The organism is Luteimonas sp. RC10, assembly GCF_014192745.1.
In the GTDB taxonomy this organism is placed as follows: Bacteria; Pseudomonadota; Gammaproteobacteria; order Xanthomonadales; family Xanthomonadaceae; genus Luteimonas.
This window is the reverse complement of record NZ_JACHYJ010000001.1, coordinates 336793-360137: the sequence shown is the minus strand read 5'-3', so window position 1 is coordinate 360137 and position 23345 is coordinate 336793. Positions and strand designations below refer to the sequence as shown.

The window sequence follows — 23345 nt, the reverse complement described above, 5'->3', positions numbered from 1 at the left end:
GCGCACTACCTTGTTGAGTGTGGCAGTAGTCCGAGCGAGGCTCTCAACGACCACTTCTGGCTGGGAGCGGGCCTAACATCGTTCTGTTCGCGGGGTTACCGCCGTGGCTCCTTGTCAACGGTGTAGTCGCGAAGACGATTGCAGGCAGGCGCCAGCTTGGCGGCACGATCGCGGTCAGACGCGTCGAAACGATAGGTGATCGTCGTCACGCCGGCCATGTCGCTGGGAAGCTTCACCTCTCGTCTCGCGGCTCCATGAGTATCGCGCGATGTAGGCCTACGCTCGGCGGCGGGTCTTACCCAGCACCACGGTGGTGCCGGTGGCGGTCATGCTCGAGACTTCGCTCTCCGCGCCCTGCTGCCCCCAGGCGGCCACGTTGTCGGGACTGGAATTGAAGCCTGCTTTCACTTCGGTGTTGGTCGAGGGGCGCATCGCCGCCGGGTCGGGCGTGGTATAGGCGGGCGCGGTCCTGCCCGTGAGTACCTGGAACTTGCGCCCAGGCGGCGTAGAGATTGTGGTTGGCTACGCGCCCGTACGCCACGCTGCGCTGGATCTGATCGATCACGCCGTAGGTCTGCGGCGGCCCGCGCATGCTGCAGGGCAACTGATGGCGCCGTCGAAGGTCAACGTGTCTGGGCTGCCCTATCATCGACACGCACATGGCGCCTTCCGCCGCGCCACGCAACGAGGACCGCCATGAAGACACTCGGCCTGCTCGGCGGCATGAGCTGGGAATCCACGATTCCCTACTACCGCACGATCAACGAGACCATCAAGCAGCGTTTGGGCGGTCTGCATTCGGCCCGGATCGTGTTGTTCAGTGTCGACTTTCACGAGGTCGAGCGGTTGCAGCATGCGGGGCAGTGGGACGCAGCGGGTGCGTTGCTGGCGGAGGCGGCGCGGCGGCTGCAGGCGGCGGGCGCGGAGGGTGTGGTCCTGTGCACCAACACCATGCACAAGGTGGCCGGGCACATCGAATCGGCGGTTGAGATTCCGCTACTTCACATCGCCGATCCGACGGCCGAGGCGATCAAGGCGCAGGGCCTGCATCGTGTCGGCTTGCTCGGCACACGCTTCACGATGGAGCAGGACTTCTATCGCGCGCGGCTGGAAGACAAGCATGGTTTGCAGGTGCTGACGCCGGCGCCTGACGACCGCGAGGTGGTGCACCGCGTGATCTACGACGAGTTGTGCCTGGGCCGCGTCCGCGAGGCATCGCGCGCGGCGTATCTGGCGATCATCGATCGCCTGGTGGCCGAGGGTGCGCAGGCCATCATTCTGGGCTGCACTGAGATTTCGTTGCTGGTCGAACCGCAGGATGTGCCGCAGGTGCCGTTGTTCGATACGACGCAGCTGCATGCGGTGCATGCCGCCACGTGGGCGCTGTCGTCGTGATGCCTGCGCCGGGTCATCAAGGCGGGCACCACGGCGCAAGTATCTTCTCCTTCCGAACAAGCTGAAGGCAGGGCTCAGGCGCCCAACTGCCGGACCATGTCCTTGATGACGACATGGACGATCGTGCGCACCATGCGCATCTCGCCCTGCAGCCGCATCCCTGCGACAGGTGCCCACTGCGCGTTTTCCGTTTCGATCTCGCGCATCACCGACTCGGCGACTGGCACGATGTTGGCGATCATGTCGGCAAGTCGGCGCTCCACCATGCGGGGCGGCAGACCCAACTGCACGCCTGCATCGACGAGTAAGGCCGGTGTGACCTCCGCGAAGCGTTGTATGCCGGGGAGCGGCCAAGCGAGTGTCGACGCCTGTGGCCAGGTCGCGTCTGCCTGTTTGTAGGCAAAGCTGCGTCCTGCCACGGTGCTGAGCAGATCGTAATGTGGCGCCAGGTCGATGCCGTCGGCATCGACCAGAAAGCTGAGATTCTTCAGGTGGGCGTCGTCGTTGCCGGTCAGCAGGTTGAAGACCAGCCAATCGAAGAGGCGCTTGCGTGCGTTCAGTCGCTGGCGGCACTGCGCGATCGCGGTTGCCAGCGTCTGCACACTGCCTGCCGCGTACTTGTCGCCGCGATGGAGGTTGAGCAGTTGGCATGCGTCGATGGCATGCACGCGGCGCGTCCCGGCCTCGTTGGCGACACGGTCGAAGCGTTCGATCAGAAACACAGGCTCCGGCACGTAGCGTCGCTGCACCCGCGGCACGATCAGCCCCATTGCGTGGGCCAGCCGCATCACGAAGTACTCGTTGATCACGGTGTGCGGATAGTCGGGGTCGGTGCTGTCGGGTTTCAGGACATGGGTGGAGACCTCGCTGCCCGTCGGCTGATACAGCGCCCCCTGTTCTTCGATGACCGCCAGCTTGTGCTGTGCGCCGGCCAGTGACATGCGCTTCTCGGCGCCGCCGGCCAGCGAGTGGCGCGGCAGATTGCGAATGCGTTGTGAGAGGTCGGCGTCCGACAGCGGGGCCCGACCACCAGGTGCGAGTGCCACGTGCGGGGGGAGCAGGGTCAACGATCCTGCGGACTCGGCGCCGTAATGCGCCAGCAATGCGAAGTCGTCACTGCCGCGTAGGCCGGCATCCTGTGCCATGCGTGTGCGCTGCTGGTCTTCCGGCAGCAGGTTGTCGAAGTACCACTGCACGGGCCGCGAGGTGCTGCCGTCAAGAATGGTGCCCTGGCTGCGTGGTAGCCAGGGCGACAGGTCGAAGCTTCGTGGTGTTTCGAGCCACGATGGTGCATAGGCGAATCGCCACAGGTTGCGCTGCTCGAACAGCGTGCCCACTGCCTGACCGTCCAGCGTGGCGAGCAGCGTGCGTTCGTGCTGGGAGTGACCATCCGCGCTGACCTCCACCCGCGTCGGCGGTGGGGCCTTGATGAATTCCGGAGTCATCACCGCGCTCCGCGTTTGGTCTGCTGCGTCTGCAGCGACGCCCAGGCGGCATCCGGGACGTCGATCTCGACGCGCAGTCCCAGTTCGGTGAGCACCTGGAACAATTTCTCCCACTGCACGGTGCCGCCGCCGCGCTCGACCTTGGCCAGGAAGTTCTCGCTGACGCCGATGCTCTCGGCGGTGTCGTCCTGGCGCATGCCCTGGTGTTTGCGCGTGGCGCGGACCAGAGGCCCGAGTTCGTCGGAATGCTGGAGCGTGACTTTCATGCGGATCCTGACGATCGTGAGGATTCCACGCAGAGTAGCGCGAGTGAACCGAAAAATCCTTATGAGCGTAAGGATTGCATGCAAACGTCAGCGCTTTGTCCAGAAATCCTCACGACCATGCGGATTTTTGGGGTCCCGATCGGGTTTGCGACGCCGCCGGGTGAGGGCAAATGAGCCAGGTCCTGCTGACAGGCGTCAATACAGCAGCGCCGGGCAAGCCCGGCGCGTCATCCGTCGCAGCGCGGCGCGCTCAGCGCACCGCGAACTCCCGCGTCTCCACCACGGTGCCGTCCAGCAGCACTTCGAGCTTGTAGGTGCCGGTCGGCCAGCCGTCGGGGTGCTGGATGTCGAACGCGATGACATCGGGGCCGGGGACGATGTCGGTATCGGTATTGCGCACCAGTTGGCCTTCGCCGTAGGTCCAGCGCGCGGTGAGCTTGGCGGCGCTTTCGCCGTCGACGCCCACCGAGGCGTAGATGGTGTCGGTCGGCGCGAACTCCGAGGCCGGGGCGGCGACGCGGTTGTCGCCGTCGACGGCATTGCCCAGTTCGACGCTGGTCACGCGCGCGGGCGCCGACGGCTCGGGCCCCGAGGGGATCTGGGCTTCGGGCGCGGCCGGGGTCGGCGGGGGCACCACGGGGGCGGGTGCGTCGCGGTTACAGGCGGCGAGCAGCACGGTGCTCAGCATCGCGGCGGTCATGGCGGCGGGAACGACGGGACGGGTCATGGGCACTCCGGTAGAAGGATGGGCGCGGGCCGTGCTTCAGTCCGCGGGCAATTGCAGCACCTGACCGGGCTGGATGCGGTCGGGGTCGTCGAGCACGTCGCGGTTGGCGGCGTAGATCTCCTGCCAGCGGCTGGCGCGGCCGTAGACCTGCTCGGCAATGGTCGAGAGCGTATCGCCCTTGCGCACGACATGGGTACGCACCGGCGCGGGGGCGCCGACCTGGGCGTCGTCCTCGGTGGCGCTGCGCACGCCGCCGGTGACGCGGGAAAAGTCGGGGGCATCGTGGCCCGGGGGCCTGGACGGGGACATCGCGGCAGCCTCCAAGGGCGGGAGGCCGTCAGCCTCCCATCTGCGGCGTTAAGAATCCATCGCGCGGGGGCGTTACTGGCGGGCGTCGCGCAGCATCGTCGGTGGGGCGAGGTCGGGGGTCGCGCGCCAGGGGTTGATGTCCAGGCCGCCACGGCGGGTGTAGCGCGCTTCGACCGACAGCGCGAGCGGGGCGCAGCGGGCGACAAGGTCCACGAAGATCCGCTCCACGCACTGCTCGTGGAATTCGGCGTGATCGCGGAACGAGACCAGGTAGCGCAGCAGTGCGTCGCGGGCGATGCGCGGGCCGCGGTAGGCGATGTGCAGGCTGGCCCAGTCGGGTTGGCCGGTGACCGGGCAGTTGGACTTGAGCAGCGCAGAGGTCAGCCGTTCTTCGACGATCTCGCCGGGGTCGGCGCGCAGCAGTGCGGCATCGGGCGGGCCGTAGTGGGCGATCTCGACATCCAGGGCGTCGATCGAGGTGCCCTGCGTGACGTCGTCGGCCATCGGCGGCAGGCCGAAGGCGACCGTGACCTCGGCGCCGGCGGCTTGCGAGAGGTCGTCGGCGATGCGCGCACGCACCGCTTCGGGGGTGTCGAAGCGGGTGTGGTTGAGCGAGTTGAGGTAGAGCTTGAGCGACTTGGATTCCACCAGCTGCGGCGAGGTGGCCGGCACGAGCACGGTCGCGGTCGCAACCAAGGGCTTGCCGCGGGCGTCGAGCCAGCTCAGTTCGTAGGCGTGCCAGCGGTCGTGGCCGGCGAACGGTAGCGTGTCGCCCAGGCCGATCTCGCGGCGGCCGAGCGTGCGTGCGATCGGGAACAGCAGGCCCGGGTCGTAGTGGCGCGGATAGGCGACCTCGCGGCCGAGCGGGATGGGCGGCGCGGCCGCGGCGGGGACATCGGACATGCGCCGATTCTACCGCCGTGGGCCGCGCTGCCCGGCGCGGCGTTCAGTGGCGCGTGGGTTCGCTGCGCAACTGCAGCACCTGGCGGCCGTCGCCGTAGGCCGACGGGGCGTGCGCGACGACGATGCGTTCGTCGGCGCTCTCGCCCAGGGTGTCGCCGTCGTCGATGACCGGGCCGTGCTCGAGCAGGTAGGCGCAGATGCCGGTCAGCCGGTCGAACACGTCCTCGGCGCTGTCGTCGGTCTCGGGAATCTCGATGTCCATCAGCCCGAGCATGTCCATCCCCAAGGTGTGGCCGGTCATGGTGCCGTCGGGGCGGGCGCCGATGTTGAATGCGACCCAGGCCAGCGGCATCGGTTCGGGCAGTTGGGCCATCGCCAGTTCGCGGAACAGCGCCGGCAGCACGATGTGGTTGGCGCTGCCGAAGTAGACCGCGCGCACGCTGTCCAGCAGGGCGGTCGCCGAGGCCAGCACGCGGCTGAGCAGCGCGGCGCGGCCGAGGGCGTCGAGCGTCGGCGCCGCACCTTCGGCCGGGAATTCCATGACCGTGACGATGGTGTGCGCGGCGTAGTCCTCCGGCGCCGGCTCGGCGTTCGGCCACAGCCGGCTGTGGGCTGCGATCTGCGCGATGTCGTCGCCGATCGGGGCGGCGATGGGCATCAGCAGGATCGAGACGTCGCCGTAGTCGATGCTCAGCGGGCCGTCGGGCATGTCGAAATCGCGCGGCTCGGCGCGCAGGCGTTCTGCGTCGAGGTCGGGCCAGTCGGCGCGCATCTGCGCGACCAGCGCCTCGGCGGTCAGCGCGGGGTCGGGACGGTCCTGCAGCAGCATCGCCAGGCTCGCGGTCATGCGCCGGCCTCCGCGTCGCCGTGCAGATAATCCAGGCTGACCTGCAGCAGGGCGCGCAGGCCCAGGTCGAGTGCGGACTCGTCGAGGTCGAACTCCGGCGAGTGGTTGCTCGGCGCGCGCATCGGGTCCTGGCCCTTGGGCGTGGCGCCGACGAAGAAGAACAGGCCGGGCACTTCGCGGGCGTAGTACGAGAAGTCCTCGGCGCCCATCGTCAGCGACGGGTCGACGACGTTGTCGGCGCCGGCCACGGCCTGCAGGCTGGGCAGCAGGCGTGCGGTCAGTGCGGGGTCGTTGGTGGTGACCGGGTTGCCGTCCTCGGCCGGGATCCGGGTCTCGACGGTGGCGCCGTGTGCGGCGGCCACGTGGGTGGCGACGTTCTGCAGGTCGGCGAAGATCGCCTTGCGCACGTCCTCGTCGAAGGTGCGGATGGTGCCGACCAGTTCGACCTTGTCGGGAATGATGTTGTAGCGGATGCCGCCGTCGATCGCGCCGAACGAGACCACCGCCGGCAGTGTGGAGATGTTGGTGCGGCGGCTGACGATGGTCTGCGCGGTGCCGATGAAGTCGGCGGCCGCGACGATCGGATCGATGCCGCCCCAGGGCCGCGAGCCATGGGTCTGGCGGCCGATCACGTCGATCGAGAAGCGGTCGGACGCGGCCATCAGCGGGCCGCCGCGCACGCCGATCTGGCCGGCCTGCAGGGTCGAGAACACGTGCAGCCCGAACACCGCGTCGGGGCGGAAGTCGCGGAAGAGGCCTTCGGCCAGCATCATCGAGGCGCCGCCTTCCTCGCCCTCCGGTGCGCCTTCCTCGGCGGGCTGGAACACGAACAGCACTTCGCCGGGCAGTTCGTCGCGCATCGCCACCAGCGCCTGGGCCACGCCCATCAGGATCGCGGTGTGGGCGTCGTGGCCGCAGGCGTGCATGACGCCGGTGGTCTGGCCGCGGTACTGCGCGGTGGCGGTGGAGGCGAACGGCAGGCCGGTGCGCTCGGTCACCGGCAGCGCGTCCATGTCGGCGCGCAGCGCGATGCGCGGGCCGGGCCGGCCGCCCTTGAGCACAGCAGTCACGCCGGTGTGGGCGATGCCGGTCTTGGGCTCGAGGCCCAGGCTGCGCAGGTGCGCGGCGACCTTGGCCGCGGTGCGGGTCTCGCGGTTGCCCAGTTCGGGGTGCTGGTGGATGTCGCGTCGCCAGTCGACGACGTTGGCCTGCAGGGCCGAGGCGGCGCGGGCGACCTCGGGACGTTGCGCGCTCTGCGCGTGGGCGGCGGCGGGCAGGACGGTACAGGCGCACAGCAGCGCGGCGGCGAGTCGCGTCATCGACAGGCTCTTGGATGCGATGGGATCTCGATCCTAGGCGATTTTCGGCAGCGGGCGGACGGGCGGCCCCCACCCAACCCTCCCCCGCAGCGGGGGAGGGCTTTACCGGGGCGCGGCCAGTGGCGCCGGCGACGCCCGCTCCCGCGGGTGCGAGGGAGGGGTGACGCGCGGCGCGGTGGGTCAGGGCGCGGGCGAGTAGGTCGCGACGAGGTTGACGCCCTGGAAACCACCGGTGCCGCCCACCAGGCGCACGAAGTAGCTGTCGGCGAGCGGAATCGTCACCTGCACGCTCTGTGTGGTGCCCGGGCGGGTCGAGCGCAGGGTCGCATTGCTGCCGTCCGGCGCCGGCGAACGGCCGACGCGGGTCAGGAGCTTGACCTGGCCGCGTCCGCCGTAGGTGCGGATCTGCAGGTTGCGGGCGCCGGCGGGCACGTCGATCCGGTACAGCACGCCTGCGTCAGCCGCCGCCGATACGCCGGTCACCGGCACCGTGCGCGCCATGCGGATCGCGGTGGGTTCGTCGCCGCCGGCAGCGCTGCCGGCGCCGCGGGCCGCGGCCTTGGCCGCATCGAGGATGCCGACGCCGATCTGGCGCAGCGGACGCACTGGGAAGTCGCGTGAGGTCTGGGTCAGGATCTCGCGCATTTCCTGCGGCGTGGGCACCGGGCGGCCGGCCTGGACCGCCGCGCTGATGACCAGCGCGGCGACACCGGCCACGTGCGGGGCCGCCATCGAGGTGCCCGACTGTCCGACATAGCCGGGCTCGGTCGGCGTGGTCTCGCCGCGGTTGCCAGCCGACCAGACGAAGCCGGTGCGCACCGACTGGCCGCTGACGCCGTCGTCCGGGTAGACGCCGCCGCCGGGGGCCGACAGGGTGATGTTGGCGCCGAAGTTCGAGTAGTAGGCGCGCTTGCCGGTGATACCGGTCGCCGCGACGTTGATGACGCCGGGGCAGCTGGCCGGGGTGAATGACGCGGCATCGTTGTTGTCGTTGCCGGCCGCGACCACGACCGTCGTGCCACGCTGGCGCGCTGCGGCGATCGCCTGGGCATAGGCACTGTCGGAAGGGCACGTGCCGTAGCCGCCGAGGCTCATGTTGATGATCTCGGCCGGGTTCTTGTTCTCCGGGACGCCGGGCACGCTGCCGCCCGATGCCCACACGATCGCGTCGGCGATGTCGGCCGTGGTGCCGCCGCAGTGGCCGAGCACGCGCACCGGCAGCACCTTCGCATCCGGCGCCACGCCGGCCATGCCGAGTCCGTTGTCGGTGATCTGCGCGATGGTGCCGGCGACGTGGCTGCCGTGCCAGCTGCTCGGGCGCTGCTCACCGGGCACCATGCAGCCGCCGTTCTCGACCAGGAAACGGTCCTCGGTGCTCCAGTCACCGGTGTCCCAGCCACCCGCGGCGCGGCCGTCGGTCGCGCGGCCGGAGTTGATGGCGTTGCTGATGAAGTCGTAGCCGGCATTCGCCAGTGAGGTGTCGAGGTCGGGATGGTCGGTGATGCCGGTGTCGAGCACCGCGACCACCACGCCCGCGCCGCGACCGTACTGCCAGGCGCCGAGCAGGTCGATGCCGCCGTGGTTGGCGACGCCGGGGTCGGGCGCCAGGGTTTCGATCGTGCCGTCGGGCGCGCGGAAGTGCCATTGCACTTCGAAGCCCGGATCGTTCGGCGCGGCGGCCGCAGTGGCGCGCACCGTGCGCAGGTGCCGCCAGTAGCGGTTGGGCTCGACATGGGCGACCGCCGGGTCGGCAGCGAGTGTGCGCATCAGGGTGTCGAGCTCGCCTTCCGACAGGCGCCGGTTCGGACGCACAAGATCGGCGCCGATCGCCAGGCGCCGGGTCGAGGCGATCGCCGGGGTGGTGGCACGGTGCACGGCCGCGAACTGCGAGGCGGTGGCCGGCGCGCGCAGTACGCGTTGCAGCGTCGCGGCGCCCGCAGCGGCGTTGCGACGTTCGCTGGTGCCGGATTTGTAGGTCACCAGCAGGCCGTCGTAGGCGACCTTGGGCGCGGCAGGATCCGCCGTCGACATGATCGACAGCGGGGCGGACGGCGATGCCGCGATTGCCGGCGCGAGCACAGCGCCCAGTGCGGTGGCCAACAGGCCGCGACGAACAGACATGCAAGACAGGGACATGGCGGGAATTCCTGGAAGAAGGGAGGGGAGCGAGGCGATGCCCGCCGTTACCAGCTGAAGCCGCCGCCGACGCCGACCGAGCTTTCGGAGCCGGACATCGAGCCGCCGATCGACACGCTGGCGCGGTTGTCGCGGAACGCGCGCTGGTAGCCGATCGCCAGTGCCTCCTCGCCGCCCTGCTGGCCGATGCCCACGCCGACCCGGTTGGCGCCCGACAGGCCGGCGGTGTTGACCGCCATCTGCGACATCGCCGTGCCCATGGCGCCGATCTTGTCGAGGCGGCGGTCGACGCGGTGGAAGCGGTCGTCGACGTTGCTGCGGAACGCGTCGAAGTCGCTGCGGCTGAGCGCGTGTGCGAAGGCGTCGTCGGTATAGCTGCGTGCGCTGGCGAGCGTGGCGGTGTCGCCGGCAGTGGCATGCGCCTTCGCATCGGCCAGCGTGCGTGCATCGCCGGCATCGGCGTAGCTGCGGCTGGCCGAGGCGCTGGCCTGGACCTGGCCGACGGTGGCCGCGTCGCTGGTGGCCACGCCATCGGCGACGTGGGTGATGCGGCGCTGGTTGTCGACGCTGCCGACCGACACGGTATTGGCGGTGTCGGCGATCGAGCCCTGGCCGATCGCGACCGACCCCTCGGCGCTCGCGACTGCGCCCGCCCCGATCGCGGTGCCGCCGGTACCGGCTTGCGCCTGGCTGCCGACCGCGGTGCTGCCGGCGCCGGTCGCGACGCTGTCGCCGCCGATCGCCAGGCCCTCACCGCTGCCGACCGGGATGCTGCCACTGCCGATCGCATCGAAGCGCGCGCGGATTGCGTCGAACTGGCTGTCGACGGCACCGAAGGCATCGCCCACCGAGCCGAAGCGGGTGCCCTGGATGAGGTAGGACGGGCCGGTGAAGCCGGCTGCGGTCATCGCGGCGCCGCCGCCGAGCGCCTGTGCGAACGCGGTGCCGATGCCGAACATCTGACCGCCGTTGACTGCATCCAGGCTGCCGGCCGCGAGCGCGCCGTCGGCGACGTTGCGCAAGCGGGTGCCGTCCGCACCGGCGAAGGTCACTGCGTCCTTCGCGGCGATGTCGTCGTATTTCACGCTCGCCGCGTCGAGGGCGCCGACATCGCTGCCGACGCTGGCGATGGCGGTGTCGAGCTGGCCCTTGTTGACGGCATCGGTCTCGAGCACGCCCGCGGCCACATTGACCAGCTGACGTTCGTTGCCGACGCTGCCGATCGACACAACGTGATCGCGATCGGCGACCGAGGCCGCGCCAAGCGCGACGCTGTCGATGGCGATCGCGCTGGCGTTGTAGCCCAGTGCCAGGCTGTTCTCCTCGAAGGCGAAGGCGCCGCTGCCCAGCGCGGTCGCACCGATGCCCCAGGCCGCCGACGAGGCGCCGACGGCGGTCGTGTACTCGGCGCCGGCGTAACTGCCCGAGCCGAGCGCACTGGCGTCCATCGCCAGCGCGAGTGCGTTGGCACCGGCCGCCAGGCTGCGGGTCGCATCGGCGTGGCTGTCGAAGCCGATCGCGGTCGCGTAGTCCGACAACGCCCAGGACGCCGCGCCGACGGTCACGCTGCCCAGGCCGTTGGCCTGGGTCGGCACGCCGGCGTTGCTGGCGCCGATCGCCACGCTCTGCTGGCCTGCCGCCTGGGCGCTGTCGCCGACTGCGATACCGCCATTGCCGGATGCGCGCGCGTCGCTGCCGAACGCCAGTGCCGCATAGCCGTCCGCGACCGCGTAGGCGCCCAGGCTCGCGGCGCCGAATCCCTTGGCCTGTGCGCCATAGCCGATGGCGATGGCTTCGACCTCGGTCGCGGTCGCCGCCCGCCCCATCGCGATGGCACCGGCCGCCGCCGCGTTTGCGGTGGCGCCGATGGCGACGGCATCGTTGGCGGTGCCCTGCGAGGACCACCCCAGGGCGATCGCGGTGCCGCCGCTGGCTTCGGTGGCCGCGCCCAGCGCGATCGATCCGAAGCCGGTGCTCTGTGCGCCGTCGAACTCGCCGAATTCGCTGCCGAAGAACGTGCCGCCGATCGCGATCGCGCCGGTGGCGTCGGCGAAGGCGCCGTCGCCCATGGCGATGGACGCGGCCGTGGTGGAGCGTGCTCGGTGGCCGATGGCGACCGAGTCGCCACCGCTCGCTGCGGCATTCGGCCCGATCCCGACCGCACGTGCGCCGGTTGCGCTGGCATCGTCGCTGCCGTCCAGGGCACCGGACACGGCGAAGTAGTACGCCGCGGCGTCGAGCGAGTACGCCGGCGCCACGCGATCGTCGTCGGCGGTCTCGTCGGCCGCTGTGGCCGCTGTGGCCGACGCGGCGGTGTCGCTGGCGGCCGCCGAGGCGCGGGCGGCACCGGCATCGGTGGCCGCGTCGTCGCCTGCCGGGGCGGGCTGTGATGCGCCCGTCGCCTGGCCCGACAGGGCCAGCAGCAGGGCGGCGGTCAGCAGACACGGACGTGTCGCACGGAAGCGGGCGGCGGGATGGGGACGCAGGAGGCGGGTGCGCTGGGACATCGTCTGGCTTTCCGGTAGCGGCGGGATGACAACGCCGTGACAGGCGCTGGAGCTGCGATCTAAGCCGCTGGGATGGCGCGGCTCAATGCACCGGTTCTCACCGCCGACTTACACTCGACTCTCATTCTGGGAAGGGGGCGGCCGCTCCCCGGAGCCGCCGTTCGATGTCGCACGCCTCGCCATTCGCCACCTTTGGCCGTCGTGCGGTCGCTTGGCTGCGTCGGGTCCCGATCGACGACCCGGTCGATCGCCGCAACGCACCGGCGTTGCAGGTGCTGCTGCTGTTTCTCGGCATCGAGATCCCGCTCAACAAGGCCTATCACCTGCTCAGCGGACACGTGACGATGACCGGCGCGCGGCTCGCGGTCGATCTGGGCACCGATGTCGCGATCGCCGTGACCGCTTGCGTCGCAGTGTGGATGATCCGGCAGGGCCGGCTTCGCGAAGGCGTGGCTGCGTTCCTGACGATCCTGATGGGCTGCGCGGTCGCGGCCAATCTCGCGTTCGGCTACCAGCTGCAGGCCTTCGATCCGTATCCGATGATCATGCTGACGGTCGCGGCGCTGGTGATCGGCCGGCGCGCGCTGTGGATCGTCTACGCCTGTATCCCGTTGGTGTTCGCATTGGGCATGGCCAGCCCGTGGGCCCTGGATCCCGAGCGCAGCGGCCGCGCGTTCCAGAATCTGCCGTCGCTGGCCTTCAGTTATCTGATGATCGCGCTGGTGCTCGATCGCACCGTGGCCGCATTGCGTGAAACGCTTCGGCGTGCGCAGCGCAGCGCACAGCAGCTGCGCGAGCAGATGGTCGAGCGCGAGCACATGCGTGAGCGCATGCTGCATCTGCAGAAGATCGAATCGGTGGGTCACCTGGCCAGCGGCGTCTCGCACGATTTCAACAACGTGCTCGGTGCGATCGTCGGTTACACCGCCGAGCGGCACCGGCTGGACGAGTTGGACTTCGACCCCGAGCCCGATGCCCATCGCCTGGGCGCGGCACTGGAGGGGATCGAACTGGCGGCCCAGCGCGGCATCGCGCTGAGCCGCAAGCTGCTCAGCTTCAGCCGCCGCGAGCTGGCTGTGCCGACACGCTTCGATGCGGCGCGCGCGCTGGCCGAGCTGACGCCGATGCTGCGGCAGCTGTTCGATGGCCGGGTCGAGGTCGTCCTCGACTTGCCGCAGGCACCGGTGCCCGTGTTCCTCGATCGCAGCCAGCTGGACCTGGTGATGCTCAATTTTGCGGCCAACGCGCGCGACGCGATGCCCGGCGGGGGCCGTTTCGAGGTCGCGTTGCGCGCCATCGGCGACGGCCGCGCGCGCATCGTCGTCGCCGACACCGGACAGGGCATGACGCCGGAGGTGATGCGCCAGGCATTCGAGCCGTTCTTCACCACAAAGCCGGCGGGCGAAGGGACGGGGCTGGGACTGGCGGTGGCGCGGGAAATGGCCTGCGAAGCAGGTGGCACGTTGCACGTGGACAGTGCCCCGGGCCGCGGCACGCGGTTCACGCTGGATCTGCCGCAGGTGGACTGAGTGCTCAGCCGGCCGGGCGCAGCACGTAGCCTTCGCCGCGCACCGCGTCCAACGGCAGCGGCAGGCCGGTGCGCGTGAGCACCTTGCGTCGCAGGCGGTGCAGGAGCACGTCGAGCCGATGAGGGTCGCTGCCGCTTTCGTCGTGTGCGCGGCCAGGCAGCGCGCCCAGGATGGCCTCGCGGCTCACCAGTTGCCCGGGCTGCGCCCACAGCAGGCGCAGCACGTGGCGCTCGGAGCCGGTCAATGCCGTCGACTGGCCATTGGGGGCGAACAGACACCAGCCGTCGGGTTGCAACTGCCAACCAGCCTCGGCGCGTTGCGGGCCGCGCGCCAGGCGCCGCGCGAGGCTGAAGACCGTGGCGGCCAGGATGTCGATCTCGACCGGCTTGACCAGATAGGCATCGGCGCCGCCGCTCAGGCCGCGCAGCCGGTCGGGCGGCTCGCCGCGTCCGCTCAGGATCACCACGCCCAGATGTGGGTGTGCGGCCTGCAGTGTCTGGGTGACGGTGAAGCCGTCGCTGTCGGGCAGGCCGATGTCGAGAATCACCAGGTCGACCGGCGCCTGCGCAAGCAGCGCGGTCAGCGCGGCGGCTGTGCGCAGTGGCCGCACGTCGAGTCCATGCCGGCGCAGGCCGGGGACCAGGATGCGCTCGCGCAGGACATCGTCGTCTTCGAGCAGGGCGACGCACAGCGGGCGAGCCCTGTCGGCGGGGTCTGGGGACATGGCGGTCGGCGGGACGGAAGATGCGATCGCGGCGGTCCGGGACAACGAGCAACGGGGCCGCAGCGCATGCCCACGGCGCCGTCATCTTGGGTCGACGCCGATGGACTGGCAAGCGAGGCCGCCTGGGTGAGGCATGCAATGGCGCCGGGTGTTGCCTGCGCACACGTCACGAAAACTATCGTCTGAAGATCGCAAGAGCGACTTTTGCGCATGTCCGCATCGCGCACACTTCGGTCCGCAATCTGCGGGAGGGCCGATGCGCAGCAAACTGTTCGTGCCGGGCGTGCGTCCGGACCTGTTCCTGAAGGCCTGGGCTGGCCCCGCCGATGCGGTGTCGTTCGACCTGGAGGACGCGGTGGCGTCGTCGCGCAAGGCCGAGGCCCGCGCCGCGGTCGCTGCGTTTCTCGGCGAACACGCGCTGCGCGACCCGGCCCGTGCGGCCCCGGCGCCGCTGGCGATCGTGCGGGTCAATGCGCCCGATACCGCCGACTTCGAGGCCGATCTGTCCGCGGTGCTGCCGGTGTCCCCGGACCTGATCAACCTGCCCAAGATCGACTCGGCCCAGGCGCTGTGCGCGGCGGTTGCGCGCATCGAGGCGCAGGAAGCGGCGTTGCCGGCCGATCCGGCCCGGCGGGCGCCGGCCCTGCTGGTCAACATCGAGACGCCGCGCGCATTGCGCAATGCGGCCGAGATCGCCGGCGCGCATCCGCGCGTGGCCGGGCTGCAGCTGGGGCTGGGCGATCTGTTCGAGCCGGCGGGGATCCGGCGCGATGTGGCCGCGCACGTGCAGGCGGTGATGCTGCAGGTGGCGCTGGCCGCGGGCGAGGCGGGGGTGTTCGCCTGCGATGGGGCCTACGCAGATTTCCACGACGATGCCGGTTTCGAGCACGAGGCGACGATGGCGCAGCAGTTGGGATTCATCGGCAAGAGCTGCATCCACCCGCGGCAGGTGCCGTTGGCGCACGCGGTGTTCTCGGTCGACGCCCAGGCACAGGCCGATGCGCGTCGGATCGTCGATGCCGCGGACGCTGCGCGTGCGCAGGGCTTGGGGGTCTGCGTGGTCGAGGGGCGCATGATCGATGCGCCGTATCTCAAGCGTGCCGAGCGCGTGCTGGCCCAGGTGGAACGCGATGCGGCGCGCTGACCGCGTGGGCCGGCGTCCCGGGCTGCTGGCGGTGCTGCTGGCGCTGCTGGCTGCGTTCGCCGTGCTGCCGGCGCAGGCCGAGAGTCTGGCCTCGGTCGATGCGACGCCGTTGGCGGCGTTGCCCGAGGGTGCGCGTGTGCAGGCGCTGTTGACGCTCGGGGAGCGTCCGCTGGCGATCGCGGGCCAACGCGCGTGGCGCCTGGACGGCGAGGGCGCGGATGGTCGCTGGCAGGCCTTGGCCTTGCCGGCCGGGGTCTCGGTGACGCGCCTGCAGGCGGCGACGCCCGACGGCGCCGGGACGCATCTGTTGCTGGGCGATGGGGGCATGGCGCAGGAGGCGGCGACGCTGGCGCTGGTGTCGGGGGCACTGGTCGTGCAGCCGTTGCCGGCATTGCCCGAGCCGATCGCGCATGCCCGCCTGGCGGTGCTGGCCGGGGTGCTGTACGCCGCCGGTCTGGACGCGGACGGCCAGGCGCGGTTCTACGCGCTGTCGCGCACCACGCCCGGTGCCAGCTGGATCGCGCAAGCGCCGTGGCCGCACGGCAGCGCGCCGTCTTCGCTGGCGGCGCAGAAGTTCGCGCTGTACCTGACCGCGGTCGACGGCCGCATCCGGCAGTGGACGCCGGCCGAAGGCTGGCAGGACCGCGGCACCCTGCCCGGCGCGGTGGTGGACGGCTCGGCCCAGCCGATCGGCCAGGCGCATGTGCTCTATCTGTTGCGGCCGGCGCCGGGCGCGCAGCCGGCGCTGCAGACCTTCCACACCATCACCGGGTCCTGGGCGGTGTTGCCGGCCACGCTCGACGGCGAGGCGCGCCTGGCCACCGGCTGGCGCAGCGGCCTGGTCTGGGCCTCGGCCGACGGCGGCCTGCACGCGGCGCAACTGCGCTCGGGCAAGCATCTGCTGCACTGGCTGGACTGGGTGGTGATCGTGGTCTACCTGGTCGCGATGCTCGGCATCGGCGGCTACTTCTATCTCAAGGACCAGACCGCCTCGGAGTCGGACTTCTTCATGGGCGGGCGCAGCATCCCGTTCTGGGTGGCCGGCGTGAGCCTGTATGCGACCAACACCAGTTCGATCAGCTTCATCGCGATTCCGGCCAAGGCCTACGAGACCAACTGGCAGTACCTGACCAACAATCTCATTGCGGTGCTGGGCCTGATGTTCGTCGCGGTGTGGATCGTGCCGTTGCTGCGCCGACTGGACCTGATGTCGGTGTTCTCATACCTGGAAACGCGTTTCCACCCGGCGATCCGGATGCTGGCCAGTGCGCTGGCGATCGCGATGCAGGTCGGCAGCCGCTTGAGCGTGATCCTGTTCCTGCCGGCACTGGCGATCGCGACGATCACCGGCATCCCGGTGGTGTGGAGCATCATGATCATGGGCGTGTTCACGATCATCTACACCGCGATGGGCGGCATGCGCGCGGTGGTGTGGACGGACTTCGTGCAGGTGTTCGTGAAGATGGGCGGCGCGGTGTTCGCGATCGTTTTCATCCTGGTGTCGCTGGGCAGCGACCTGGACGCGGTGCGCGAAGCGGTTGCGATCGAGCACAAGACCAAGCTGCTGGATTTCAGCTTCGATCTGACCAAGGCCACCGTCTGGGGCTTCATCTTTCTGGTCGTGTTCGACGTGGTGCTGACCTTCCCCAAGGACCAGGTGCTGATGCAGCGCACGCTGGCGACCAGTTCGGACAAGGAGGCGGGCCGCTCGATCTGGGTGTTCGCGGCGATCATGATCCCCGGCGGCTTCGTGTTCTACAGCATCGGCACCGCGCTGTGGATGTACTACCGGCAGAACCCCGAGCGGCTCGACCCGCTGCTGCCGATCGATGCGACGTTCCCGTTGTTCATCGCCGCCGAGCTGCCGGTCGGCGTGACTGGATTGATCATCGCCGGCATCTTCGCCGCGGCGATGTCGACGCTGTCGAGCATCATCAACAGCGTCGCCACGCTGCTGTCGGTGGACTTCTATTCGCGACTGGCCAAGGCACCGACCGAGAAGGGCAGCGTGCGCTTCGCCGAGTGGATGACGGTGGTGGTCGGGCTGACCGGCATGGGCCTGGCGCTGGTGCTCTCGCGCTACGACATCCATTCGCTGTTCGACGTGTCGATCGAACTGGCCGGCCTGCTCGGCGGCGGCTTCGCCGGCGCCTACACGCTGGGCATGTTCACCAAGCGGGCGAACTCGCCGGGGGTGGCGATCGGCATCGGCGGCAGCATCGCGCTGACCCTGCTGGCCTGGTCGTTCAACCTGGTGCACCCGTACTTCTACCTCGGCATCTCGATCATGCTGTGCATCGTGATCGGCTACGTGGCCAGCCTGTTCTTCGCCCCGCCCGCCCGTTCGCTCGAGGGGCTGACCATCCATACCCGCAAGGCCGACGCCTGAACCGGCCCGTGGCGGCCAGCGCCCAGGCCCTTCGGCAGGGGCGCAGGCGGCCGCCGCGCGGGTAGGCTGGCGCGTCGCCGCCAGCGTCCTCCAGGACCGCGCCCTTGGATACCCAGTTCCTCAACACCTTCGTGCACGTGGTCGACCGCGGGTCGATGGCCGCTGCGGCGCGCTACCTCAACATCACCCCGGCCGCGGTCGCCCAGCAGATCCGCACGCTCGAACGCGAGCTGGGCGCGCCGTTGATCGCGCGTGCCGGGCGCACGGTCTGCGTGACCGAGCCCGGGGCGCGGATCCTGCAGCGTGCCCGCGACCTGCTGCGCGACGTGGCCGACCTGCGCAGCGTCGCCAACGACCGCGCGCTGTCGGGCGAGCTGCGGCTGGGCGCCTGCCCGACCGCGCTGGCCGGCATGCTGCCCGACGTGCTGGCGCGCATGGTCAACGTGTTGCCGCAGATCAACGTCTTCATCAAGCCGGGCTATTCGGCCGAGCTCTACGCCGATGTCGAGCGCGGCGAGCTGGACGCGGCGATCGTGCTGCAGGCGCCGTTCGCGCTGCCCAAGACCTGCGACTGGGAAGTGCTGCGCGAGGAACCGTTGATCGTGCTCGCGCCGCAGCACCTGGCCCATCGCGATCCGCATGCGCTGCTGGCCGAGGAACCGCTGATCCGCTATGACCGCCACCAGTGGGGCGGCCGCCAGGCCGACGACTATCTGCGCCGGGTCGGGATCGTGCCGCGCGAGCGCTTCGAGCTCAACGCGCTCAACGCGATCGCGGTCATGGTCGACCGCGGCCTGGGCGTGTCGCTGGTGCCCGACTGGCAGCAGCCATGGCCGGCCGGGCTGCGGCTGGCGCGATTGCCGCTGCCCGAACCGGCCGAGCCCCGGCGCATCGGCATCGTGTGGTCGACCGCCAGTGTGCGCAGCCGGCTGGTTGCGGCGCTGCGTGAGCAGTGCCGCACTGCCGCCCGGGCGCCGGCGCGCGACGAGGGCGCGGTCTCGGAGTGAACGAAATGTTGCGGCGCAACAAATATTTGCTTGCCTCGTAAGCAATAAAAACTTCGGTTTGAACATACGTTCAGGCGGTGCATCGCTGTGGCGCGGACGCCTAGTCTCTCTCGCCACCGGAGGACGCATTGCGCCGCCGGTTCCACAGCCTCCAGGCCGCCGCCGGCACGCCCGGCCGCCACGCACTCCTTCAGAGACTTCGACATGATCAAGCCGCTTTCCGCCGCGATCGCCTGCATCCTGCTGCTGCCTGCCGCCGCCTGGGCGCAGCAGGCCGACGACGCCGACGAGCGCACCCGCGACCGCGATGCCGTGAACCTGGACCGCATGGTCGTGACCGGCACGCGCGTGGCCACCTCGATCGACAAGATTCCCGGCGCGATCAGCCTGGTGTCGCAGGAGCAGGTCGCGCACACGCTGGCGCTGACCGAGGACGCGACCGCGGTGCTGGCGCGCACGGTGCCCGGCTACGCCGAGTCCTCGCAGGCGATGAGCAACTCGGGCGAGACGCTGCGCGGCCGCATCGCGCTGCGCCTGTTCGACGGCATCCCGCAGGGCTCGCCGCTGCGCGAGGGCAATCGCAACGGCACGTTCACCGACATGGGCCTGGTCGGCCGCATCGAGGTCATCAACGGCCCGTCGGCGTCGGAAGGCATCGGCGCGGCCGGCGGCATCATCAACTACATCTCCAAGGTGCCGACGGCCGAAGGCCACGAGACCACGGTGATCTCGCGCTACTCGACCCAGTCGGGCAGCGACAGCGCGGGCTGGAAGCTGGGCGTCAACCACGCCTACAAGAGCGACGACTTCGATGCGCTGCTCAGCGCTTCGTACATCGACCGCGGCATTTCCTACGACGGCAACGGCCGCCGCATCGGCATGAACACCAGCGGCTCGCTGGCCGATTCGGAATCGCGCAACCTCTACGCCAAGCTGGGCGCCAACTTCGGTGAGGGCGGTGTGCAGCGCCTGCAGCTGAGCCTGAGCGACTTCCGCATCGAGGGCAAGGGCAACTACAAGCAGGTCGAAGGCTGCCGCTACGACCCGGTCGAGTGCCCGATTCCGAGCACCAACACCTCCGAGCGCGGCCAGATCGCAGGCTCGCTGACCGAGTTCAACGACTTCCAGCAGGCCGCGCTCAACTACAGCCACGGCGACCTGTTCGGCGGCACGTTCACTGCCGACGTCTACTGGGCCGACCAGGCGATGCGCTATCTGCCCGAGGACGGCGACGACCGCCAGCTGGTGAAGGTCGATGACAACTTCGACGAGAGCAAGCGCATCTACGACCAGTCGGAGATCGTGTCCAAGAAGCGCGGTCTGCGCACCAGCTGGACCCGCGGTGATCTGTTCGGCGTGCCGGGGCTGCAGCTGCGCACCGGCGTCGACGTGGTCGAGGACGAGGCCGCCCAGCGGCTGGCGCTGACCAACCGTGTGTGGGTGCCGCCGATGGAGTACAGCAGCGTTGCGCCGTACGCGCAGCTGACCTGGGACGTGGGCCCGGTGACGCTCAGCGGCGGCCTGCGCCGCGAGGATGGCGAGTTGCATGTCGACAGCTACACCACCACCGCCTATCGCAACAGCGTGTTCGTGCAGGGCGGCGGGCTGGAGTACACCGAGACGATGAAGAACCTCGGTGCGATCTGGCGCATCACCGACACCTGGTCGGTGTTCGCGTCCTACGGCGAGGGCTTCGGCCTGGCCAACATCGGCATCCCGCTGCGCAACATCAACGTGCCGGGCCAGTCGGTCGATCGCATCGCCGATCTGGATCCGATCATCGTCACCAACAAGGAAGTCGGCTTCAACTGGCGCGGCGACTCGGCGGCGTTCGGCGCGTCCTACTACGACTCCAAGTCGCCGTTCGGTTCGACGCTGTCGGTCGATCCGGTCAGCAACGACTTCGTGATGGCGCGCGCCCCGGTGCGCATCCGCGGCTTCGAGGCCAACGGCGAGTACCGTTTCAACCCGCAGTGGAAGGTGTCCGGCATCTATTCGCGGATCCGCGGCAAGACCGCGTTCTGGGCCGAGGCGGCCGACGGCAGCTACGGCGCCGGTGGTCTCAACAAGCCGATGGGCGTGCTCGATGCCAACCCCGACAAGCTCGCGGTCTCGGTGACCTGGAACTTCGCCCCCGATGCCGACCTGACGCTGGGTGCGACCAAGTTGTTCGACCGTCATCTGTCGGGCAGCGACGTGCGCGAGTACGACGGCAGGGCCTTCACCTACGAAGAGAACACCAAGGGCTACACCCTGGTCGACCTCGGCGTGAACTACGACACCGGCCGCTACGGCAAGCTCACGCTCGGCATCGAGAACCTGTTCGACAAGCAGTACATCCTCAGCTGGTCGCAGGTTCCCGGTTGGCAGAACTACTGGGCCGGTCGCGGGCGCATGGTGTCGCTCACCCATACGATCGCGTTCTGATCGAAACGAGGGCGGGGCGTAGGTCATGCGGGAAGTGCGGGTGCAGCGGGACACTGGGCGGCGGCCCATCGCCGGCGCGCGACGCGGTGTCGCCTGGGCGGCCGCACTGGCGCTGCTGGCGGCGATCGCGCCGGTCTGGGCCGGCGGCGATGCCGCCGCGTCCCAGGCCACGCGCTGGCAGCCGCTCGACCGGTTCCTCGATGCCGCCGTGGCCGATGCCGGCTACGTCGGCGTCGTGGCGACGGTGTGGCAGGACGGCCGGCCGCCGCATACCCACGTCGCCGGCCATCTGGATCTCGCGCAGCGCAGGCCGATACGCGCCGATGCGATCTTCCGCATCTACTCGATGACCAAGCCAGTGGTGTCGGTGGCGGTGCTGATGCTCTGCGACGACGGCAGGATCGGCCTGGACGACGACATCGCCCGGCATCTGCCCGAGTTCGCCGATCTGCGCGTGCTCCAGGCCGACGGCACGCGGCGCGCGCCGGCGCGTGCGCTGACCATCCGCCATCTGTTGACCCACACCAGCGGCATTGCGATCGGCGACGGCCCGGTGCTGCAGCTGCGCGAGGCCGCCGACCTGCACGGCGCGCCCGACCTGGCCGGCTATGTGCAGCGGCTGGCGGCGTTGCCGCTGCAGCACGATCCGGGCACGACGTTCGCCTATGACGGCGCCGCGACCGAGGTGCTGGCGCGGCTGGTCGAGGTGGTGTCGGGGCAATCGCTGGACACCTTCCTGCGCACGCGCCTGTTCCAGCCGCTGGACATGCCCGACACCGGCTTTTCGGTGCCGGCCGAGGCGCGCGGCCGCGTGGTCGACATCACCACGCTGGGCGACGACGGCCGCCTGCGCCTGGCCGATGGCCCCAGCGCGACGACGCCGGGCGCATCGCTCAATCCCTACACCAGTGGTGCCGGCGGCCTGTACTCGACCGCGGCCGATTACCTGCGGTTGTGCCGCATGCTGCTCGGCGGCGGCGTGCTCGACGGCCGCCGTTATCTGCGCGAAGAGACGGTCGCGGCGATGCTGCGGAACCAACTCGGCCATCTGGCGCAGCCGCATACGCAGTTCAGTCCGGCCGAGGGCTTCGGCCTGGGGCTGGCGGTGCAGCTCGACCCGGCCGCACGCGGACGCCTCGGCGCGCCGGGCCAGGTCGGCTGGTCGGGCGCGGCGTCGACGCACTTCGTCATCGACCCGTCCCAGCACGCGATCGCGATCCTGCTCGCCCAGCACCTGCCGCGCGAGGTCCCCGGCGACCTGCCGCGGCTGGCCACCCCGTTCTACAACCTCGTCCAGCAAGGGCTTTCGCATGACTGAGTCGCCGGCCGCCGCTGCGGTCCTCGTCGCCGGTTCGGCCAACCTCGATTTCGTCGTACGCGCCGCGCACATTCCGGCGCCTGGCGAGACCGTGCTCGGCCGCGACTTCCGCACCTTCCCGGGCGGCAAGGGTGCCAACCAGGCGGTCGCGGCCGCACGCGCCGGCGGTGCGCCGACCCGGATGCTGCTGGCGCTCGGCGACGATGCGCACGCCCGCCCATTGGAGGATTCGCTGCGCGCGGCCGGCGTGTCGCTGGACATCCGCCGCCAGGCCGCACTGCCGACCGGCGTGGCCTTCATCTGCCTGGCCGATGGTGCCGAGAACGCGATCACCGTCGCGCCGGGCGCGAATGCCGCGCTGGCGCCGGACGACCTGCCTGCGCTGGACGGCGTGGGCTATCTGCTGCTGCAGCTCGAAACGCCGCTCGACAGCGTGGCCGCCTACGCCGCGCGCGCGCAGGCGGCCGGCGTGCGGGTCGTGCTCAACGCCGCGCCGGCGCAGGCGTTGCCCGAGGCCTTGCTGCGCCTAATCGACGTGCTGGTGGTCAACGAGGGCGAACTGGCAATGCTGGTCGGCGACGATGGCGACCTCATCGCCGCGCTCGCGCGGCTGCCGGTGCCCTGCGCGGTGGTGACCCTGGGCGCGGCCGGTTGCATGGCGCGTGAGGGCGAGGCCTTGCATCTGCAGCCGGCGTTTCCGGTCGAGGCGGTGGACACCACCGGCGCCGGCGACACTTTCTGCGGCGCGCTGGTCGCCGCGCTCGCCCGCGGCGATGCCTTGCCGGTCGCGCTGCGCGATGCGGCGGCCGCCTCGGCGCTGGCCTGCAGCGCGCTCGGCGCGCAGTCGAGCGTGCCGGCCCGCGCGCAGGTGCAGGCGCTGCTGGCCGGCGCCGGCGATGCGCCCGGCCGCGCCGCACTGGCGGCACGCTGCGGCCTGGCCGCCTGATCCCCCA

19 protein-coding genes and 1 pseudogene are annotated in these 23345 nt (G+C 70.3%); 8 read left to right on the top strand and 12 right to left on the bottom strand.

Annotated elements, in window-relative coordinates:
• Nucleotides 1-95: 95 nt before the first annotated feature.
• On the bottom strand, nt 96-236 hold the full coding sequence (locus FHW73_RS01505) for a hypothetical protein (RefSeq protein ID WP_221187388.1): 141 nt from the start codon (nt 234-236) through the stop codon (nt 96-98).
• Nucleotides 237-282: 46 nt separating this feature from the next.
• Nucleotides 283-607 (bottom strand): annotated as a pseudogene (locus FHW73_RS17540) (TonB-dependent receptor); the annotation flags it as partial.
• A gap of 89 nt (nt 608-696) precedes the next feature.
• On the opposite strand from FHW73_RS17540, the gene FHW73_RS01495 reads away from it, so the two are divergent.
• Nucleotides 697-1395, top strand: coding sequence for an aspartate/glutamate racemase family protein (locus FHW73_RS01495; protein WP_183424937.1), 699 nt, complete (start codon nt 697-699; stop codon nt 1393-1395).
• A gap of 74 nt (nt 1396-1469) precedes the next feature.
• Here the strand turns inward: FHW73_RS01495 and FHW73_RS01490 are convergent, their stop codons facing one another.
• The 9 genes from FHW73_RS01490 to FHW73_RS01450 form a co-directional block, all read right to left on the bottom strand.
• The gene (locus tag FHW73_RS01490; RefSeq protein WP_183424936.1) at nt 1470-2840 is read right to left on the bottom strand and encodes a HipA domain-containing protein; all 1371 of its coding nucleotides are present in this window, start codon (nt 2838-2840) and stop codon (nt 1470-1472) included.
• On the bottom strand, nt 2840-3106 hold the full coding sequence (locus tag FHW73_RS01485) for a helix-turn-helix domain-containing protein (RefSeq protein WP_183424935.1): 267 nt from the start codon (nt 3104-3106) through the stop codon (nt 2840-2842). Before FHW73_RS01485 ends, FHW73_RS01490 begins: the two co-directional genes overlap by 1 nt.
• Before the next feature lie 250 nt (nt 3107-3356).
• Entirely contained in the window at nt 3357-3833 is a 477-nt protein-coding gene (locus FHW73_RS01480; protein WP_183424934.1) for a hypothetical protein, read from the bottom strand.
• A 36-nt stretch (nt 3834-3869) separates the two neighbouring features.
• Nucleotides 3870-4142 carry a LysM peptidoglycan-binding domain-containing protein gene (locus FHW73_RS01475; protein WP_183424933.1) on the bottom strand — a complete coding sequence of 91 codons (273 nt, stop codon included), beginning with the start codon at nt 4140-4142 and terminating at the stop codon, nt 3870-3872.
• 72 nt (nt 4143-4214) lie between these two features.
• Nucleotides 4215-5045, bottom strand: a complete 831-nt coding sequence (queF, locus tag FHW73_RS01470; RefSeq protein WP_183424932.1) for an NADPH-dependent 7-cyano-7-deazaguanine reductase QueF — start codon at nt 5043-5045, stop codon at nt 4215-4217.
• A gap of 43 nt (nt 5046-5088) precedes the next feature.
• Complete coding sequence (locus FHW73_RS01465) at nt 5089-5892, bottom strand: DUF4261 domain-containing protein (RefSeq protein WP_183424931.1); 804 nt, start codon at nt 5890-5892, stop codon at nt 5089-5091.
• Complete coding sequence (locus FHW73_RS01460; RefSeq protein ID WP_183425355.1) at nt 5889-7217, bottom strand: amidohydrolase; 1329 nt, start codon at nt 7215-7217, stop codon at nt 5889-5891. Before FHW73_RS01460 ends, FHW73_RS01465 begins: the two co-directional genes overlap by 4 nt.
• Nucleotides 7218-7391: 174 nt before the next feature.
• The gene (locus tag FHW73_RS01455; RefSeq protein ID WP_183424930.1) at nt 7392-9347 is read right to left on the bottom strand and encodes a S8 family peptidase; all 1956 of its coding nucleotides are present in this window, start codon (nt 9345-9347) and stop codon (nt 7392-7394) included.
• Between the two features lie 47 nt (nt 9348-9394).
• Nucleotides 9395-11854, bottom strand: a complete 2460-nt coding sequence (locus FHW73_RS01450; RefSeq protein ID WP_183424929.1) for a YadA-like family protein — start codon at nt 11852-11854, stop codon at nt 9395-9397.
• A 164-nt stretch (nt 11855-12018) separates the two neighbouring features.
• Between FHW73_RS01450 and FHW73_RS01445 the strand changes: the two genes are divergently transcribed.
• Nucleotides 12019-13383: an ATP-binding protein gene (locus tag FHW73_RS01445; protein ID WP_183424928.1), complete on the top strand. Its 1365-nt coding sequence runs from the start codon at nt 12019-12021 to the stop codon at nt 13381-13383.
• Nucleotides 13384-13387: 4 nt separating this feature from the next.
• Here the strand turns inward: FHW73_RS01445 and FHW73_RS01440 are convergent, their stop codons facing one another.
• Nucleotides 13388-14107: a response regulator transcription factor gene (locus FHW73_RS01440; protein ID WP_183424927.1), complete on the bottom strand. Its 720-nt coding sequence runs from the start codon at nt 14105-14107 to the stop codon at nt 13388-13390.
• Between the two features lie 256 nt (nt 14108-14363).
• Here FHW73_RS01440 and FHW73_RS01435 point away from each other — a divergent pair, with 256 nt between their 5' ends.
• From FHW73_RS01435 to FHW73_RS01410, 6 genes are all read left to right on the top strand, one after another.
• Nucleotides 14364-15251 (top strand): CoA ester lyase, encoded by an 888-nt coding sequence (locus FHW73_RS01435; protein WP_183424926.1) that lies wholly within the window; start codon nt 14364-14366, stop codon nt 15249-15251.
• Nucleotides 15238-17640 carry a sodium:solute symporter gene (locus FHW73_RS01430; protein ID WP_183424925.1) on the top strand — a complete coding sequence of 801 codons (2403 nt, stop codon included), beginning with the start codon at nt 15238-15240 and terminating at the stop codon, nt 17638-17640. The genes FHW73_RS01435 and FHW73_RS01430 overlap by 14 nt, the downstream gene beginning before the upstream one ends.
• A 104-nt stretch (nt 17641-17744) precedes the next feature.
• A complete protein-coding gene (locus FHW73_RS01425; RefSeq protein ID WP_183424924.1) occupies nt 17745-18647 on the top strand; it encodes a LysR family transcriptional regulator in 903 nt (300 codons plus the stop codon).
• 204 nt (nt 18648-18851) lie between these two features.
• On the top strand, nt 18852-21074 hold the full coding sequence (locus FHW73_RS01420; protein WP_183424923.1) for a TonB-dependent receptor: 2223 nt from the start codon (nt 18852-18854) through the stop codon (nt 21072-21074).
• A 40-nt stretch (nt 21075-21114) separates the two neighbouring features.
• A complete protein-coding gene (locus FHW73_RS01415) occupies nt 21115-22392 on the top strand; it encodes a serine hydrolase domain-containing protein (RefSeq protein ID WP_183424922.1) in 1278 nt (425 codons plus the stop codon).
• Nucleotides 22385-23338, top strand: coding sequence for a ribokinase (locus FHW73_RS01410; protein WP_183424921.1), 954 nt, complete (start codon nt 22385-22387; stop codon nt 23336-23338). Before FHW73_RS01415 ends, FHW73_RS01410 begins: the two co-directional genes overlap by 8 nt.
• Nucleotides 23339-23345 lie beyond the last annotated feature (7 nt).

What these genes read in the sequence shown, in the direction of transcription:
- FHW73_RS01495 (WP_183424937.1), top strand. Translation starts at nt 697, where the DNA reads ATGAAGACACTCGGCCTGCTCGGCGGCATGAGCTGGGAATCCACGATT.
- FHW73_RS01490 (WP_183424936.1), bottom strand. Translation starts at nt 2,840, where the DNA reads ATGACTCCGGAATTCATCAAGGCCCCACCGCCGACGCGGGTGGAGGTC.
- FHW73_RS01485 (WP_183424935.1), bottom strand. Translation starts at nt 3,106, where the DNA reads ATGAAAGTCACGCTCCAGCATTCCGACGAACTCGGGCCTCTGGTCCGC.
- FHW73_RS01480 (WP_183424934.1), bottom strand. Translation starts at nt 3,833, where the DNA reads ATGACCCGTCCCGTCGTTCCCGCCGCCATGACCGCCGCGATGCTGAGC.
- FHW73_RS01475 (WP_183424933.1), bottom strand. Translation starts at nt 4,142, where the DNA reads ATGTCCCCGTCCAGGCCCCCGGGCCACGATGCCCCCGACTTTTCCCGC.
- queF (WP_183424932.1), bottom strand. Translation starts at nt 5,045, where the DNA reads ATGTCCGATGTCCCCGCCGCGGCCGCGCCGCCCATCCCGCTCGGCCGC.
- FHW73_RS01465 (WP_183424931.1), bottom strand. Translation starts at nt 5,892, where the DNA reads ATGACCGCGAGCCTGGCGATGCTGCTGCAGGACCGTCCCGACCCCGCG.
- FHW73_RS01455 (WP_183424930.1), bottom strand. Translation starts at nt 9,347, where the DNA reads ATGTCCCTGTCTTGCATGTCTGTTCGTCGCGGCCTGTTGGCCACCGCA.
- FHW73_RS01450 (WP_183424929.1), bottom strand. Translation starts at nt 11,854, where the DNA reads ATGTCCCAGCGCACCCGCCTCCTGCGTCCCCATCCCGCCGCCCGCTTC.
- FHW73_RS01445 (WP_183424928.1), top strand. Translation starts at nt 12,019, where the DNA reads ATGTCGCACGCCTCGCCATTCGCCACCTTTGGCCGTCGTGCGGTCGCT.
- FHW73_RS01440 (WP_183424927.1), bottom strand. Translation starts at nt 14,107, where the DNA reads ATGTCCCCAGACCCCGCCGACAGGGCTCGCCCGCTGTGCGTCGCCCTG.
- FHW73_RS01435 (WP_183424926.1), top strand. Translation starts at nt 14,364, where the DNA reads ATGCGCAGCAAACTGTTCGTGCCGGGCGTGCGTCCGGACCTGTTCCTG.
- FHW73_RS01430 (WP_183424925.1), top strand. Translation starts at nt 15,238, where the DNA reads ATGCGGCGCGCTGACCGCGTGGGCCGGCGTCCCGGGCTGCTGGCGGTG.
- FHW73_RS01420 (WP_183424923.1), top strand. Translation starts at nt 18,852, where the DNA reads ATGATCAAGCCGCTTTCCGCCGCGATCGCCTGCATCCTGCTGCTGCCT.
- FHW73_RS01410 (WP_183424921.1), top strand. Translation starts at nt 22,385, where the DNA reads ATGACTGAGTCGCCGGCCGCCGCTGCGGTCCTCGTCGCCGGTTCGGCC.